Raw genomic sequence first — 16,773 nt, 5'->3', positions numbered from 1 at the left:
GTGTTGCCACGCCGGACGGTTCCGGCCGGGAGGCGAATCCCCCGGCCGGCTGACGGTTTGCCGAATTAGAACAGGTGTTCCTTGTAGGTCGCCTTGTCGGCCAGGACCATGCCGTTGCCGAGGATCAGCAGACCCTTGCCGGGACCCTGCTTGACGGAGACCTTGTTGTAGCCTTCGACGCCGAGGTCCATGCCGTCCGTGACTTCCTTCTTCTCCAGCAGCAGCTTGGCGACGGCGTTCATTGCCATGCCGGCCTTCTGCGGATCCCAGAAGCCGATTGCGGTGATCGCACCGGATTCGAGAAGGTCGGCGGATGGGTTCGGCAGGCCGGTACCAACCAGGCACACTTTGCCGCTCAGACCCGCTTCGTCGATAGCGCGGCCGACGCCGAGGACGTCGTTGCCAGCCGAGGTCTGGAAGCCCTTGAGATCAGGATGCTTGCGCAGGATTTCCTTGGCCTTCTCATAGGTACCGTTGGCATCGTCGAAGGATTCGTTGTTCGGATCGACGAGTTCCATGCCAGCATACTTCTTGGCATTCGCTTCGCCTGCACCGACCCACTGCATATGCGTGCGGCTGCCGAGCGAACCGACGAAGGTCGTCCACTTGCCTTCCTTGCCCATGCATTCGGCGAGGCGCTCATTCAGCGCTGCACCGTAGTCGGCATTGTCGAAGGCTTCGACGTCGGCATTGGTGTTGGTCTGGTTATCGGCTTCATGCGTCACGACAACGATGCCGCGGTCCATGGCGCGTTGGAAGGTGCCTTCCAGAACCGCCGGGTCCATCGGGACAACAGCAAGTGCGTTGACGCCCTTGGCGACGAGATCGTTGACAATCTGCAGCTGCTGGGCCGAGTCCGCCGTTGCCGGGCCGCTCTGGGTGGCGACGACATCGGGATTGGCTTCCTGATAGGCGACGACGCCTGTGTTCATGCGGTCGAACCATGGAATACCGCTGATCTTGACCACAGTGGCGATGACGGGCTTGTCCTGTGCGGACAGCACACCGATCGAACCGGCAAGCGCGACGGCTGCAACGGTGGTTCCAGCCAAAAGCTTCTTCGAAAACGACTTCATAGTTTCCTCCACGAATATTCCCTCCTGTTTCTACTTCGATGCTTGAGGGACAGGCACCGAAGGGGTTTTCTTGCCGCGACCTGGGGACAGGAAGCCAGCGATGTCGTAGCGGCCGACGGCCAGGAACGTGAGCAAGAGCAGGCCCCAGGCGAAGTCGCGCACGAAATTGGAAAGACCGCCGAAATTGAGCAGGCTCGACATGAGCTGCAGGGCGATGGCGCTGAGCACGACGCAGACGACGCGTCCGTAGCCGCCCTCGGGCTTAACGCCGGCCATCACGGCAATGAGGATGGCGATCAGCAGGTAGGAGCTGCCATAGTCGAACTTCACGTTGACGTTGCGGGCCGCGATGATGATGCCGACGAGACCCGACAGTATGCCGGAGATCGCGTAAGTGCCGATGATCACACGGTTCTTCGGAAAGCCCGCATAGACGGCAGCCTTGGGGTTTGTTCCCATCAGCATCAACCACAGACCATATGGTGTGAACTTCAGAAGCGCCGCGACGACGCCGGCAACCAGCACAAAGACGAGGAAGCTGATCGGCACCGCGGCAATCATGTCGTTGCCGATGCTGGAAAGGAGCGCCGGGCTGCCGACCGTGACGGCCTTTCCGCCCGACACCACGACCGCGAGCCCCATGAAGGCCATCTGCGTTCCGAGCGTGCACAGGATGGGCGTGATGTTCAGGCGCGAGATGAGAAGGCCGTTGATGACCCCGCCGGCAAGGCCGACGAAAAGTGTGCCCGCGATGAACAGGAGGCTGAAGGCCGTACCGCTCTCCGACACCGACACGAAAGATGAGACGATGACTGCGGAAAGCACGCCTGACAGGTTGGCGAGCGCAATCCCCGACAGATCGATACCGCCATTGCCGGCGCACATGGCCAGCATGACGCCGATGGCCAGAAGACCGATTTCCGGCACTTGGCTCGCCATGGATTGGAGATTGAAAACCGAAAGGAACGAGCCGCCTGAAATCAGGGCGCCCGCCACAAGCAACAGACCGTTTATGACAAGCAGCATCGCCAGCTGTCCGCCGGTTTTCTGCATGATCTCCTCCCATTTGTTTACTAAACAAACTATAGCTTCACTAAACGCTAGCAAAGGAAATTTGCGCTGACAAGCCCCGTTTTTGCGCCATATCGGTTGCGAACCATGCCAAATTGGCTTAGGTCTCGGAAAATTTCGTTTAAATCGTTTAGTAAACTCGTTCGCAGTTGCAGCATGAAGGGCAGTCTGTCTCCGCATGAAGAAACCGGGAAAACTGACTATCAGGGACATCGCCGAGGCGGCGGGCGTATCGCCCGCGACGGTTTCACTCGTGCTGAACGGCAAGGGAGAAATTTCCGGCGTAACCCGCGCACGGGTGCTTGAGGCAGTGGCAAGCCTCAACTACGTGCCACGGGCAACGCGAAGCAGCGCGGACCCGGGCGAGACGCTGCGCTTCCTGAAGATCGCCAAGCACGGTCACACGGTCAACCGCGACCACAGCGTCTTTGTCTCCGACTATATCGATGGCATGTCAGCCGAGGCGACTCGGCGCAACTACACGCTTGAGGTGGTGAGTTTCGAGGGCCAGCCGATCAGCACGGTGGCGGAATCGCTGGCCGGCGCACCGATCTCAGGCGTTATCGCGCTTGGCACGGAACTGACGGAAGCCGATATCAGGCTGATCCAGGGCCTCGGCCTGCCGACCGTCTTCATCGATACGTTCTATGAGGTGCTGGAGGCGAATTTCGTTGACATGAACAATGAAGACGCCGTCTACAAGGCGCTGTCGCGTTTCCGCATGCAGGGTTTCCAGCGCATCGGCTTCGTTGCCTCCCATGTCGACACGACCAACTTCCGCCTGCGCCGCGAGGCATTCTTCAAGAACATGGCGCGGCTCAACCTGCCGGTGAACGAGGCCGATATCCTCTCGGTGGAATCAACGTACAACGGCGCTTATCTCGATACGCGTGCGCTGCTTTCGACTGGGCTCGAGCTCGCGGAATGCTACTTCTGCACGAACGACATCATTGCCTACGGCTTCATCCGCGCGCTTCGTGAACATGGCGTTTCAATCCCGCAGGATGTTTCCATCATCGGCTTCGACAATCTGCCGCAGAGCGCCACCATGGAGCCGGGACTGACGACTATCGACGTGTCGAAGCGCAAGATCGGCAACCTGGCCGTCACCGTGTTGGACGACCTGATTGCCGCCGCCGAGCCACAGCCGCCGGTCAAGATCCTGGTTGGCGCCGAGCTCATCCTGCGCGCCAGCCATGAGCATGGCGCACCGAAGGCTCCCCAGGACCGCCCGATGCGCAAGACGAAACAGCCCGCGCAATAACACCGCCAGGAAAGACGATGGAATACAGGACACTCGGCCGTTCGGGCCTCAAGGTTTCGGCCATCGCCATGGGAACCTTCTCCTTCGGCGGGGTCGGTGCCTTTTCCCGGGTCGCCAATCAGGGCGTTGCCGAAGCACGCCGCCTGATCGATTGCTGTATCGACGGTGGCGTCAATCTCTTCGACACCGCCAACATGTATTCGCTCGGCCGCTCTGAAGAAATCCTCGGCGAGGCGCTCGGGGCGAAGCGCGAGAAAGTGCTGATCTCGTCCAAGGCTCGCATGCGCATCGGCGACGGACCGAACGATGAAGGCACATCGCGTTACCATCTGATCCGGGAGTGCGAGTTGAGCCTCAAGCGGCTGAGAACCGACCATATCGACATCTACTTCATGCACGAATGGGATGGTCTGACGCCGATCGAAGAAACGCTGGCTGCACTCTCAACGCTGCGCGAACAGGGCAAGATCCGCTATGTCGGCTGCTCCAACTATTCCGGCTGGCACATCATGAAGGCTCTAGGCGTCGCCGACGCTAGGAACCTGCCCCGTTTTGTCACGCAGCAGATCCACTACACGCTGGAAGCGCGCGAAGCCGAATACGAATTGCTGCCGATTTCCGTCGACCAAGGCCTCGGTGTCATGGTCTGGAGCCCGCTTGCCGCCGGCCTCCTCTCCGGCGCTTTCGGCCGCGATAGGGCGCCCGCAGAGTCCCGCCAAGGCGCCGGTTGGAGCGAGCCGCCGATTCGGGACAAGAAGCGCCTCTGGACGATCGTCGACGCGCTTGAGGTTATCGCCAAGGCGCGCGGTGTAACGGTGGCGCAGGTCTCGCTGGCCTGGACCCTCTCACGCCCGGCCATTGCAAGCCTCGTGGTCGGCGGCCTCAGCGAAGACCAGTTCCGCGACAATATCGCGGCCGTTGATCTCAAGCTGACCGACGAGGAGCTGAATACGCTGAACGCAGTCAGTCGCGCGCCCTGCATTTATCCCTATTGGCATCAGCACAATTTTGCGAGCGCACGCTTCAACGCCGGCGACGATGCACTACATGCCAACTACGCTGATCTTGGCATGATGTGAGCGCATGGTCTGGCGCGACAAGTACCTGCCCTATCGCGGCCGGCACCGAAAAGCCCCGCCTCACCGCCCGAGGCTAGACATCGATGGATGGCTAGCGAAGGATCCACCTGTTCGATTCTGGCTCTAGTCGCCACGCGATGGAACCAGGCCCGTTTCCAGTCATTAACGTGGCATCAGCCGCGAAAGGAGATTGGAACAATGGCCAAAGACGTTACAGATCGCCGGGCGAAGGAGCATGTCGACGAGGACCAGAATGGTGTGATCGTCGCCGGCCCCGAGGCGCATGAACGCGAGCGCGGGGGGAGAGATCCCGCTCACAGAGTGGTGCCGGACAAAGACAAGGGCACCACCAAGCCAAACCCGCGAACCTGAGGGCGGTTCGAGAGTCAAGCAACGGGGCCGGCTCCCGCCAGGCGCAACGCCATAGCCTGAAAGGCCAGTTTTCCGATGCGACTTTGCCTCCGGCCACCCAGCATCAGCCGCGCAAATAAAAAACTCCCGTGTGCGGCCAGCACACGGGAGGGTCTTTTTTTGCGATGCCAGCGGCAGGCCGTTTCGCCGTTAGGCGACCAGGTCGAAGCGGTCGGCGTTCATTACCTTTGTCCAGGCGGCGACGAAATCCTGCACGAACTTCTCCTTGCTGTCGTCCTGGGCATAGACTTCCGCATAGGCGCGCAACACGGAGTTGGAACCAAAGACGAGGTCGGCGCGGGTTGCGGTAAAGCGGGCAGCGCCCGTCTTGCGATCGCGGATCTCGTACGAGTTCCGGCCGGTCGGGACCCAGGAATAGGCCATGTCGGTCAGGGTGACGAAGAAGTCCGTGGTCAGGGCTCCAACCTTGGACGTGAAGACACCGTGGCTGGTGCCGCCATGGTTGGTGCCGATGACGCGCAGGCCGCCGACGAGAGCCGTCATCTCCGGCGCCGTCAGGCGCAGAAGCTGGGCGCGATCGAGGAGCAGTTCCTCGGCGCTGACGAGATAGTCTTCCTTCTGCCAGTTGCGGAAACCGTCTGCGAGCGGCTCGAGCGGCGCGAAGCTGTCACCGTCGGTCTGCTCGGCAATGGCGTCGCCTCGGCCAGCTGCGAACGGCACCTGGATGTCGAAGCCGGCAGCCTTGGCGGCCTGTTCGACGCCGTAGTTGCCGGCAAGCACGATGACGTCAGCAACCGAAGCGCCGCTGGCGGCAGCGATCGGCTCCAGCACGGCGAGAACGCGGGCAAGGCGTTCAGGCTCGTTACCGGCCCAATCCTTCTGCGGCGCGAGACGGATGCGGGCACCATTGGCCCCGCCGCGGTTGTCCGAACCGCGGAAGGTGCGGGCGCTGTCCCATGCCGTGCTGACGAGGTCGGAGACCGAGAGACCGGAAGCCGCGATCTTCGCCTTGACGGCCGAGACGTCATAGCTCGTGCTGCCTGCCGGGATCGGGTCCTGCCAGATCAGGTCTTCCGCCGGAACATCCGGGCCGACGTAGCGAGCCTTCGGGCCCATGTCGCGGTGGGTCAGCTTGAACCACGCGCGAGCGAAGGCATCCGAGAATGCTGCAAAGTCATCGCGGAAACGCAGCGAGATCTCGCGGTAGATCGGATCGACCCGGAGCGCCATGTCGGCGTCCGTCATCATCGGGTTCAGGCGGATGCTCGGATCTTCGACGTCGACAGGCTTGTCGGCGTCGGCGATCGAGATCGGCTCCCACTGGGTGGCGCCTGCCGGGCTTTTGACCAGATGCCATTCGTGCTTGAACAGCATTTCGAAGAAGCCGTTGTCCCACTTGGTCGGCTCGGTCGTCCAGGCACCTTCAAGGCCGGAAACGACGGTATTCCGGCCGATGCCGCGCCCCTTGGTGTTCATCCAACCGAGGCCCTGGAATTCCGGACCTGCCGCTTCAGGATCGGCGCTGAGGTCGGCAGGATTGCCATTACCGTGGGTCTTGCCGATGGTGTGGCCGCCGGCGGTGAGTGCCACGGTTTCCTCGTCGTCCATTCCCATGCGGGCAAAGGTTTCGCGCATCTGCGCCGCAGTGGCAAGCGGATCGGACTTGCCGTTGACGCCTTCAGGGTTGACGTAGATCAGACCCATCTGGACAGCCGCGAGCGGGTTCGAAAGAGTAGCGGGCTTGGCAACGTCGCCATAGCGACCGTCGCTCGGCGCAAGCCATTCCTGCTCGTCACCCCAATAGACGTCCTTCTCAGGATGCCAGATGTCTTCGCGGCCGAAGCCGAAACCGAAGGTCTTCAAGCCGGCGACGTCGTAGGCGATTGTACCTGCAAGCGCGATCAGATCGGCCCAGGAAACCCGGTTACCGTACTTCTTCTTGATCGGCCACAGCAGGCGGCGGCCCTTGTCGGTGTTGACGTTATCCGGCCACGAGTTCAGCGGGGCAAAACGCTGGTTGCCGGTGTTGGCGCCACCTCGGCCGTCTGCCGCGCGATAGGAACCGGCCGCGTGCCAGGTGACGCGGGCGAACATGCCGACATAGCTGCCCCAGTCGGCCGGCCACCACTCCTGGCTGTCTGTCATGAGCGCGCGCAGATCGGCCTTCAGGGCCTCGACGTCGAGCTTCTTCAGCTCCTCGCGATAATTGAAATTCTTGCCGAGCGGATTGGTCTTTGTGTCGTGCTGACTAAGGATGTCCAGGTTCAGCGCGTTCGGCCACCATTGCGTGACAGATTTGCCGAGGGCCGTATTGCCGCCGTGCATGACCGGACACTTGCCGGCCGATTGTGTTTTCGTGTCCACGTTAACTCTCCCTAAAATTCGAACTGGGGTTGACGTCGCGTGCCAAATATTTTGCGCGGGTCGCTGAACCAGCTGTCGGGTCCAAGTCCCGAGATAGGCAATAAGCAACTCGGACGATAAATTCCAATTGTATATTCTGAATGGCCTGATAAGTTTAGATTATGATTGGCCTATCCATGAAGCACCTGCGTTATTTCGAGGCTCTGGCGCGGTTGGGGCATTTCGGCCGCGCCGCTGAATCCTGTGCGATTTCCCAGCCGGCGCTGTCCGTGCAAATCCGAGAACTCGAGGAACTGATCGGCGCTCCGCTCGTGGAACGAGGCGGACGGCAGATACGCTTGACAAGCCTCGGCGAGGAGTTTGCCGAACGCGTCCGCGCCATCCTTCGCTCGGTCGATGATCTCGCCGAACTAGCACGCGCCACCCAGGTGTCGCTTGCGGGCCGGCTTCGCATCGGCGTTATCCCGACGATTGCTCCCTATCTGCTGCCCGACGTGATCAAGACGCTGACGCAGCGCTATCCCGGGCTAGACCCACGACCGCGCGAGGCGGTGACCCAGCGGCTGATCGAGGACCTGCACGAGGCGAGGCTTGATGCGGCGATCGTCGCCCTCCCCGTTTCCGAGCCGACGCTCGAGGAAGTTCCCCTGTTCAACGAGGAGTTTGTTCTGGTGCGGCCGCTCGAGGACGCGGGAAAGCCCGTGCCGAGTTCGGAAATGCTACAGGAGATGCGCCTACTCCTGCTGGAGGAGGGCCACTGTTTCCGCGAGCAGGCGCTCTCCTTCTGCAACATCGCCGCCGCGCCGCCGCGCGAACTCATGGAGGGAAGCTCGCTCACCACGCTGGTGCAGATGGTAGGTGCCGGCATCGGCGTCACGCTGCTGCCGCAGATGGCGGTGCGTACGGAGACGCGCTCGGCCGATGTCAGCGTGTTCCGCCTGCTGGAGCCCCGCCCCTTCCGCACGATCGGCATGATCTGGCGCAAGACCAATCCCTTGGTATCGCAGTTCGGTCCCATCGCCGAAATTGTCCGTGACGCCGGCACCCGCAAGAAGTGCGAGCTTGAGGACCTCCCCGGTGTCAGCGGGGCGGCGGCGTCTCAATTTTCTATTGCGGGTTAGAATGCTGCCGGCTCATACAAAGACGACAACGGGGCAGAAAACGTCTTCAAGACGACGCTAGGACGCGATCGCCGAACTTCCTTCAATTGCGTTTCGCACGTCCATAAACTCTCGATGAATCGCCTTGAAGCGCAGAGCAACCGTTTCGAAGACGTCGACGAGATCCGGATCGAAGTGCTTTCCCTTTTCGCCGAGGATAATCGCGACGGCCTCCTCATGGGGAACGGCCGATTTGTAGACCCTTTCCGAGACGAGGGCATCGTACACGTCCGCGACTGCCATCAGGCGTCCCGCCAGGGGAATGTCTTTGCCCTTCAGTCCGCGCGGGTAGCCGGAGCCGTCCCATTTCTCGTGATGCGTCAGTGCGATCTCTTGAGCGACGCTCAAGAAATTGTTCGACACGCCAAGATGCTGCTGCGCGTTGGCGATTGCCGACATGCCCAGTTCTGAATGAGTTTTCATGATCGCGAATTCATCCGCGCTCAACTTTCCAGGCTTGAGCAGAATGCGGTCGGGGATGCCAACCTTGCCGATATCGTGGAGGGGCGCCGACTTATAAAGAAGCTCGATAACCGCGTTGCTCAGTTCCGACCGGAACGCCGGATGAACACTCGCCGCCTCTGCCAGAACGCGGATGTAATGCTGAGTGCGCCGAATGTGATTTCCGGTTTCGTTGTCTCGTGTTTCGGCCAGCGATGCCATTGCCAGAATGATGGCATCCTTTGCACGCAGTGCCTCTTCCTTTGAAGCTGCCAGTGAATTGATCAGGGCAACATTGGTCATGCCGACGGCCGCGCTGTTTGCGATGCGCCGAAGTACGTGAACGCTTTGCGAGCACGGAACGTGTTGCTTTGCCCAGTAGGCTCCGATGGCGCCGACGGGATCCTCTTCCCTCACCGGCATCATGACAAGGCTGCGCACGAAGGTTGGACGGTACACGGCATGCGGAACTCGATCATCCGCATAGATGTCTTCGACGATCGCGGCTTGGCGATTGAGCATCGCCCATCCCGAAATGCATTGCTCCAGCGGAAATCTTTGGCCCTTCCAAAGCGGCCCAATGGCATCCTCGTCAGCGTAGTGGCAGATCCCATCTTCACGCAGCACGAAAGTAATGCCATCCGCGCCAACAAGTCTTCTTGCCGCCAGCCGTACAGCGGACATGATATCCGTCAGGCCCCGTGCCATGGAGATGTCGAGGATCAGATTCTCCATGTCCAACATGGAGTCCTCGCGAGTTTGACTAATGGGTATTGCGACCATGTCGAACCGGAACAGTTGGTATGATTAGAATATCGGGCTTTGACCGACATTATCCTCAAGACTTGTTCGGAAAGTATAAATAATCTACTCAAAGTCGCAATATTTTACTCTTCACCTCCGCACCTCCTTCGAACACGGTGGCGCACATCACCTGCCTACATCTCACGCCGCTGTGCAGCGCCGGCGGCGATGGTCAACACCAGTTCGTCCACCTCAAGTGCAAGGCGCTCTGGCGGTAGTCCCACGAAACGGCCCTCCAAGCTGATGCTGATGACACCGTGAACGGCGCCGAATAGCGTGCGGGCGCGGATGGCGCGGTCCTCCGGGGACATGTCGGGCTGCAGCTCGGCCAACGGTTCGGCGATCACATCCATCAGGAAGAGATGCTCGTCGAGATGCCACTGCGGCGTCGGACTGGTGTCGGGCGGAAAGTGGTCGAATAGCGCCTTCCAGAGATTGCGGTGCTCGACAGCAAAGCTCAGATAACCCTGCGCGAGGTTGCGCAGCCGGTCCGTCGGGCTGAGATCCCTCGCCTCCGTGAGCGTCAGCCTTGCCTCCAGCGCCTTCAGCGTTGCGGAATTGACGTGGATGACGAGTTGGGCAAGGTCCGAGAAGACCGTGTAGAGCCCGCCAAGCGCGCAACCTGCGTCCTGCGTGATGTCACGAGCCCTGAGATTGACCAGACCGTCACGCGCGATGCGGTCGCGCGCCGCCTCGATCAGCCGCGCCTTCAGATCCTCGCGTTTTTCTTCCCGTCGACCGGCCATTAACCATTCCACTTCGATTTCCTGAACGATGTTCAAAATTATTCTTGAACATCGTTCACGATTCTGCCATACCTCAACTCGTGAACAACGTTCATAAACCGGAGGAAGGAAATGTTCAAACTGATTTCCATCTTGCTGCGAGGCAGGGCGCATGACGCCGAACAGGCCTTTGCCGATCGCAACGCCGTGCCTCTGCTCGCCCAGCAGATCCGCGATGCCGCCCAATCGATCCAGTCTGCCCGTCGCAGCGTCGCGATCGCCATGGCTCAGAATGAGCAGGAGCGGACGCAGCACGCTACGATCGCCTCCCGCATAGACGATCTTGAGGCCCGCGCCTGCGCTGCGCTGGCCAAGGGCAATGAGGCATTGGCTCGAGAGGCTGCTGAATCGATCGCCTATCTGGAGGCAGAACGCGACCAGTCCGAAAAGGCTCAGGCGCAATTCACGACTGCAATCGACAAACTGAAGGGGACTATCCGCCTTTCAGAAATGCGCCTGCAGGAACTGCAGCGCGGCGAGCGCCTGGCCCGCGCCACGGAAGAAGCACAGAAGCTTGATGTCGCCGGCGCGGACGTAGGCCTTGCCACGCTCGACGATGCCGAACAGACGCTTGCGCGACTTCGCATCCGCCAGAGCCAGAATGAAATGACGGCCTCGGCTCTCAAGGCCATGGAGACCTCCACGCGCCCTGCCGGAATCATCGAAAAGCTAGCCAATGCCGGTTGCGGCGCGCCGTTGCACACCTCCGCCGATGACGTGCTGGCACGCCTGCGCAACCGCATCAATCCCGCCGCTTGACGTCAACAGGATCACACAAGGGTTCACGACAATGAACGACAGTTTCCAGAAACACTCCGCAAGCTGGGTCAGCTTCTCCTACATTTCCTTCGGCGCGGCCGCCTTCATGCTGACGCTCGGCCTCTACCTGATGCCGCTTGATCTGTGGGGCAAGGGCTACCTCGCCATGGGCATCCTGATGCTGGTGCAGACAACGGTGAACATCACCAAGACCCTGCGCGACAATGCCGAGTCCGAAAAGCTGATCCGCAAGGTCGAGGATGCCCGCACCGAAAAGCTGCTGGTCAAATTCAATCGTAACGGTGAAGATTAATCGTCCTTAACTACAGCGCAGGGTTGTTATCGCATTCAACTTTTGCGTAACAACTCTGTGGCTTTCTCTACCCATCACAAGGGGGTCCTGCCGTGCAACACAAGCTGATGACGTCGAGGAAATTCGCGCCGCTGTTCTGGACACAGTTCCTGACTGCCTTCAACGACAATTTCCTCAAGAATACCCTGGTATTTCTCATCCTGTTCAAGATGTCGGCAAGCGAAGGCGCTGCCCTTGTGACGCTTGCCGGTGTCATTCTCATCGTGCCCTTCCTGCTGCTCTCGGCAATCGGTGGTGAGATCGCCGACAAGCACGACAAGGCAAAGGTCGCCGAACTCCTGAAACGCTGCGAGATCGCGGTCGCCGCCCTTGCCGTCGTCGGCCTTGGCTTTTCTTCCATCTTCGTGCTGATGGCCGCGCTCTTCGGCTTCGGCGTCGTCTCGGCTCTGTTCGGGCCAATCAAATACGGCATCCTGCCCGACCATCTGGAGCGTCGTGACCTGCCGAAGGCCAACGCCTGGATCGAGGGTGGCACCTTCATCGCCATTCTCGGCGGCACGATCGTCGCAGCCCTTGCCTTTTCCAACGGCGACAACGTCGTCCTCTTCGGCTCGATGATGATGGGGCTTTCGGTGATCTGCTGGCTGGCCAGCCGAATGATCCCGCCGACCGGTTCCAAGGCACCGGGTCTGACAATCGACCGCAATGTCATCCGCTCCAGCTATAACCTCGTCATGGAGATCCGTCAGGACAAGCGGTTGTGGCGGTCTGCGCTGATGAACTGCTGGTTCTGGCTGGTGGGGGCCTTCACCCTCTCCATCCTGCCGACCATGGTCACCGAACTGCTTGGCGGCTCCGAGCTCGTCGTGCCGGCCTATCTCACGGTCTTTGCGATCGCCGTTGCCGTCGGTTCGGGCATTGCCGCCTGGATGTCGTCGGGCCGCATCGTGCTCTTGCCGGCGCCTGTCGGCACGGCGCTTCTCGGCCTCTTCAGCCTCGACCTCGCCTGGAACCTCTGGGGCCTGCAATCGACAAGCCATGCCACGACGATTGCCGGATTCTTCGCTGGACAGAACACCATCCGCGTCGCCGTCGATCTCGCCGGCATGGCAATCTCGGGCGCCTTCATCGCTGTCCCGACATTCGCGGCGCTTCAGACCTGGGCACATGAGGATCGCCGCGCCCGCGTCATCGGCGCAGCCAACGTGCTCTCCGCACTCTTTATTACCGTCGGCCTCGGCCTTGTCACCGTTCTGCAGGCATTGGGCGCCTCCATTCCGCAGATCCTGATCGGCCTCGGCATTATCAACTTCGCGGTGGCCTGGCTGATGCTGAAGACGCTGCCGACGAACGCGTTCCGCGATTTCATTTCGATCCTGTTCCGCGCCTTCATGCGGCTGGAAGTCGAGGGACTGGAGAACATCAAGAAGGCCGGCGCGGCGCCGATCATTGCCTTGAACCACGTCAGCCTGCTCGACGGCGCGTTGGCGCTTGCCATCACCGAAGAGGAGCCGGTCTTTGCCGTCGATTACAAGATCGCCCAAGCCTGGTGGGTGCGCCCCTTCCTGAAGATGTGCAAGTTCCTGCCCCTCGACCCGACAAAGCCGATGGCAACCCGCTCGCTGATCAAGGTGGTGCAGGAAGGCAATCCGATCGGGATTTTCCCGGAAGGCCGCCTGACAGTGACCGGCACGCTGATGAAAGTCTATGACGGCGCTGCAATGGTCGCCGATAAAACCGGTTCGATGGTCGTGCCGGTCAAAATCGACGGACTGGAGAAGAGCTATCTCTCCTATCTCGGCGATGGCAAGATCCGCCGCCGACTGTTCCCCAAGGTCAAGGTCACGATCCTGGAGCCGGTGAAACTCGAAGTATCGCCGGAGCTCAAAGGCCGCAAGCGTCGCGTCGCCGCAGGCGCCGCCCTCTACCAGGTGATGTCGAACCTGCTCTTTCGCACCGCGGATACCTGCTCGACGATTCTCGACCGGGTCATACAGGCGGGCCACGAATTTGGCATGAAGAAGCTCGCTGTCGAAGATCCGGTCACCGGCCGGCTCACCTACGGAAAATTGCTGACCGGCGCTGCCGTGCTCGGGGCGAAATTCCGTGCCCGGTTCCCCGAACGGAACCTCGGTGTCATGCTGCCGAATGCCAATGGCGCGGCCGCCACATTGCTCGGCGTCATGACGGCGGGCAAGGTCCCGGCCATGCTGAACTTCACCGCCGGTGCCGCCAACATTCTCTCAGCCTGCAAGGCGGCAGAAGTCAGGCACGTGCTGACCTCGCGGGCTTTCGTGACCCAGGCAAAGCTTGGCCCCGTCATCGAGGTTCTGGAAAAGGAACTGACGATCGTCTGGCTTGATGACCTGAGAACCGAGGTCACCCTCAAGGACAAGATTGTCGGCTATCTCAGGAAGGCGCGACCGCTGGTCAAACGCCAACCCGACGACCCGGCCGTCATCCTCTTCACCTCGGGTTCGGAAGGCACACCGAAGGGCGTGGTACTGACCCACCGCAACGTGCTGTCGAACGCTGCCCAAGCCGCCGCCCGCATCGACTTTCACAGCGGCGACAAGGTGTTCAATATCCTGCCGGTCTTCCACTCCTTCGGTCTGACGGCGGGCACAGTCCTGCCGCTGATCTCGGGCGTGCCAGTCTATTTCTATCCCTCGCCGCTGCATTACCGCATCGTGCCTGAACTGATCTATGTCTCCAATGCCACGATCATCTTCGGTACCGACACCTTCCTCAACGGCTACAGCAGGACGGCGCATCCCTATGACTTCCGCTCGATCCGCTACATCTTCTCGGGCGCCGAGCCGGTGAAAGCCTCGACGCGCCAGACCTATATGGAAAAGTTCGGCCTGCGCATTCTCGAAGGTTACGGCGTTACCGAGACAGCCCCTGTCATCTCGATCAATACGCCGATGTACAACAGGTCAGGCACGGTCGGGAAAATCCTGCCGGGCATGGAATGGAAGCTGGAAGTGATGCCGGGCATCGATGAGGGTGGTCGGCTGCACGTGCGCGGCGCCAATGTGATGGCAGGCTACCTGCGTGCGGAAAATCCAGGCGTCATCGAACCGCTCACAGACGGCTGGCACGACACGGGAGACATCGTCACGATCGACGAGGACGGCTTCGTCAAGATCCGCGGCCGGGCGAAACGCTTCGCCAAGATCGGCGGCGAAATGATCTCGCTTGCAGCCGTAGAGGCGCTCGCCGGCGAGCTCTGGCCCGGCGCCCTTTCGGTCGTCTCCTCGGTGCCCGATGCCAAGAAGGGCGAGCGGCTGGTACTCCTGACCGAGGCGCCGACCGCCAGCCGCGCCGAGTTCCTTGCCTTCGCCAAGTCGAAGGGCGCCATGGACATGATGGTGCCGGCCGAGGTCAACATCGGCAAGGTGCCGGTGCTCGGTTCAGGGAAAGTGGATTTTGTCACAGCGCGCAAAATGGCTGAAAGCGCGTCGCAGCAGCAGGTCGCATGAAGTGAAGTGCCACCGTAAGTGACGCCAACCGAGCAGGAAGTCGGGTCTCCCTCAGGATCCGACTTCCGCCGCTACAAGCAAGTGAGCGAAAGCTTATGCGTGAAAGTCGGAAAGCAACTTCGTCCAAGAGAACTGTCAGGCGGACGCTCAACTCGCTTGCGGCAGAACGGACGCCAGTTGAATCGGCTACCTATCGGGCAAGCCAGCCGCCGTCGACCGGCAGCACCGTGCCATGAACATAATCGGAAGCGCGCGACGCCAGATAGACCGCCGTGCCCGCCATATCCTCGGCCTTAGCCCAGCGGGCGGCCGGAATGCGTTTGAGGATGTCCGCGCTGCGCTCCGCGTCGGCGCGAAGTGCCTCGGTATTGTTGGTCTCGACATAGCCGGGGGCGATGGCATTCACATTGATGCCCTTCGACGCCCACTCGTTCGCCATCAGCCTTGTGATCCCCGCAACCCCGCTTTTCGCCGCCGTATAGGACGGAATGCGAATGCCGCCCTGGAAGGAGAGCAGCGAGGCGATGTTGATGATTTTTGCCGGCGCTTGGCGCGCGACCGCGGCCTTCGCGAAGGCCTGGCAGAGGAAGAAGACGGATTTCAGGTTGGTATCGAGCACCGCGTCCCAATCCTCCTCCGTAAACTCCAGCGCGTCGGCGCGGCGGATGATGCCGGCGTTGTTGACGAGAATGTCGGGCGAGGCGCCGGCGGCAAGGGCGCGTTCGACAACGGCCTTAGCCTCCCCGGTATCGGACAGGTCCGCCTTGAGCGATACGAACCGGCGCCCCGTCGATGTGACCGCATCCGCTGTGCCGTCCATCGCCGAGCGGCCGACGCCGACGATGTCGGCGCCCGCTTCGGCCAGCCCAACCGCAATGGCCTGGCCGATGCCGGTATTGGCGCCGGTGACGATGGCCCAGCGGCCGGTGAGATCGAAAAGGCTCATCGCAGGTCTTCCATCGACACCTTGTCCATGTCGGTGAAGCTCATGTTATCGCCAGCCATGGCCCATATGAAGGCGTAACGACCGGTTCCGGCACCGGAATGGATCGACCAGCCGGGCGACAGCACGGCGTCGTGGTTTTTCAGCACGACATGCCGCGTTTCGCTGGGTTCTCCCATGAAATGGAAGATACGCGTCTGCTCCTGCATGCCGAAGTAGAGATAGACCTCCATGCGCCGATCGTGCACATGCGCCGGCATGGTGTTCCAGACCGAACCCGGCTCGAACATCGTCAGTCCCACGAGCAGCTGGCAGCTGTCGCACACATCCGGATGGACGTACTGGTTGATGGTGCGGGCGTTGGATTCCTCCGCCGAGCCCACGACCACCTTCCTCGCCATCTCACGGGTGATGTGCACCGTCGGGCAGGTCCGATGCGCCGGTGCGCTCAAGAGGTAGAATAGCGCCGGCTGGGCCGGGTCCTTGCTGGCGAAGCTCAAAGCCCCCTCGCCCATTCCGATATAAAGCGCTTCCTGGAAGCCGAGTTCATAGGCCTTACCCCCTACGCTGACCGTACCGGCGCCCCCGATATTGACGATGGCAGCCTCGCGCCGGTCGAGAAAGCGCTCCGTGCCGGTCTCGGCTATGGCAGCAATCTCGATAGGCTTGGCAGCAGGCACCACACCACCAACAATCATGCGATCGAGATGGCTGTAGGTGAGATTTGCTTCGCCGGGGCGAAACAGGTTCTCGATCACGAAGCCGTCGCGCAAACCTTGGGTGTCGCGCCTTGCGGCGTCCTGCGGTCCGACGACCTGGCGTACTGATACTGAAATGGTCACGGGCTATGCCCCTTC

The 16,773-nt window shown here is 61.1% G+C and carries 14 protein-coding genes; 7 read left to right on the top strand and 7 right to left on the bottom strand.

Annotation, left to right across the window (positions count from 1 at the left end; genetic code table 11):
* Nucleotides 1-65: 65 nt before the first annotated feature.
* Both A6U87_RS19610 and A6U87_RS19605 read right to left on the bottom strand, forming a co-directional pair.
* Nucleotides 66-1,076: a substrate-binding domain-containing protein gene (locus A6U87_RS19610; protein ID WP_065692945.1), complete on the bottom strand. Its 1,011-nt coding sequence runs from the start codon at nt 1,074-1,076 to the stop codon at nt 66-68.
* Between the two features lie 30 nt (nt 1,077-1,106).
* Nucleotides 1,107-2,129: an ABC transporter permease gene (locus A6U87_RS19605; RefSeq protein ID WP_065692944.1), complete on the bottom strand. Its 1,023-nt coding sequence runs from the start codon at nt 2,127-2,129 to the stop codon at nt 1,107-1,109.
* Nucleotides 2,130-2,325: 196 nt separating this feature from the next.
* Here A6U87_RS19605 and A6U87_RS19600 point away from each other — a divergent pair, with 196 nt between their 5' ends.
* The 3 genes from A6U87_RS19600 (at nt 2,326) to A6U87_RS30200 (ending at nt 4,862) form a co-directional block, all read left to right on the top strand.
* Nucleotides 2,326-3,411, top strand: coding sequence for a LacI family DNA-binding transcriptional regulator (locus tag A6U87_RS19600; protein WP_065692943.1), 1,086 nt, complete (start codon nt 2,326-2,328; stop codon nt 3,409-3,411).
* Between the two features lie 17 nt (nt 3,412-3,428).
* Nucleotides 3,429-4,490 carry an aldo/keto reductase gene (locus tag A6U87_RS19595; RefSeq protein ID WP_065692942.1) on the top strand — a complete coding sequence of 354 codons (1,062 nt, stop codon included), beginning with the start codon at nt 3,429-3,431 and terminating at the stop codon, nt 4,488-4,490.
* A 198-nt stretch (nt 4,491-4,688) separates the two neighbouring features.
* On the top strand, nt 4,689-4,862 hold the full coding sequence (locus A6U87_RS30200) for a hypothetical protein (protein WP_198928730.1): 174 nt from the start codon (nt 4,689-4,691) through the stop codon (nt 4,860-4,862).
* Nucleotides 4,863-5,051: 189 nt separating this feature from the next.
* Here the strand turns inward: A6U87_RS30200 and katG are convergent, their stop codons facing one another.
* Nucleotides 5,052-7,226 (bottom strand): catalase/peroxidase HPI, encoded by a 2,175-nt coding sequence (katG, locus tag A6U87_RS19590; protein ID WP_065692941.1) that lies wholly within the window; start codon nt 7,224-7,226, stop codon nt 5,052-5,054.
* 161 nt (nt 7,227-7,387) lie between these two features.
* Between katG and A6U87_RS19585 the strand changes: the two genes are divergently transcribed.
* Nucleotides 7,388-8,347: a hydrogen peroxide-inducible genes activator gene (locus A6U87_RS19585; RefSeq protein ID WP_065692940.1), complete on the top strand. Its 960-nt coding sequence runs from the start codon at nt 7,388-7,390 to the stop codon at nt 8,345-8,347.
* Nucleotides 8,348-8,404: 57 nt separating this feature from the next.
* Here the strand turns inward: A6U87_RS19585 and A6U87_RS19580 are convergent, their stop codons facing one another.
* On the bottom strand, nt 8,405-9,562 hold the full coding sequence (locus tag A6U87_RS19580; RefSeq protein WP_206744128.1) for an HD domain-containing phosphohydrolase: 1,158 nt from the start codon (nt 9,560-9,562) through the stop codon (nt 8,405-8,407).
* A 203-nt stretch (nt 9,563-9,765) separates the two neighbouring features.
* Complete coding sequence (locus tag A6U87_RS19575) at nt 9,766-10,377, bottom strand: TetR/AcrR family transcriptional regulator (RefSeq protein ID WP_065692938.1); 612 nt, start codon at nt 10,375-10,377, stop codon at nt 9,766-9,768.
* A 111-nt stretch (nt 10,378-10,488) separates the two neighbouring features.
* Between A6U87_RS19575 and A6U87_RS19570 the strand changes: the two genes are divergently transcribed.
* From A6U87_RS19570 to A6U87_RS19560, 3 genes are all read left to right on the top strand, one after another.
* Complete coding sequence (locus A6U87_RS19570) at nt 10,489-11,175, top strand: PspA/IM30 family protein (RefSeq protein ID WP_065692937.1); 687 nt, start codon at nt 10,489-10,491, stop codon at nt 11,173-11,175.
* Between the two features lie 31 nt (nt 11,176-11,206).
* On the top strand, nt 11,207-11,488 hold the full coding sequence (locus A6U87_RS19565; protein ID WP_065692936.1) for a YiaA/YiaB family inner membrane protein: 282 nt from the start codon (nt 11,207-11,209) through the stop codon (nt 11,486-11,488).
* A gap of 92 nt (nt 11,489-11,580) precedes the next feature.
* Nucleotides 11,581-14,973: an acyl-[ACP]--phospholipid O-acyltransferase gene (locus A6U87_RS19560; protein WP_065692935.1), complete on the top strand. Its 3,393-nt coding sequence runs from the start codon at nt 11,581-11,583 to the stop codon at nt 14,971-14,973.
* Between the two features lie 190 nt (nt 14,974-15,163).
* Here A6U87_RS19560 and kduD read toward each other — a convergent pair whose 3' ends face one another.
* Nucleotides 15,164-15,919, bottom strand: coding sequence for a 2-dehydro-3-deoxy-D-gluconate 5-dehydrogenase KduD (kduD, locus tag A6U87_RS19555; RefSeq protein WP_065692934.1), 756 nt, complete (start codon nt 15,917-15,919; stop codon nt 15,164-15,166).
* Nucleotides 15,916-16,758 carry a 5-dehydro-4-deoxy-D-glucuronate isomerase gene (gene kduI, locus A6U87_RS19550; RefSeq protein ID WP_065692933.1) on the bottom strand — a complete coding sequence of 281 codons (843 nt, stop codon included), beginning with the start codon at nt 16,756-16,758 and terminating at the stop codon, nt 15,916-15,918. Before kduI ends, kduD begins: the two co-directional genes overlap by 4 nt.
* Nucleotides 16,759-16,773: the final 15 nt, after the last annotated feature.

Source organism: Rhizobium sp. AC44/96, from assembly GCF_001692185.1.
GTDB lineage: Bacteria > Pseudomonadota > Alphaproteobacteria > Rhizobiales > Rhizobiaceae > Rhizobium.
This window is presented reverse-complemented; position numbering and strand designations above follow the sequence as displayed.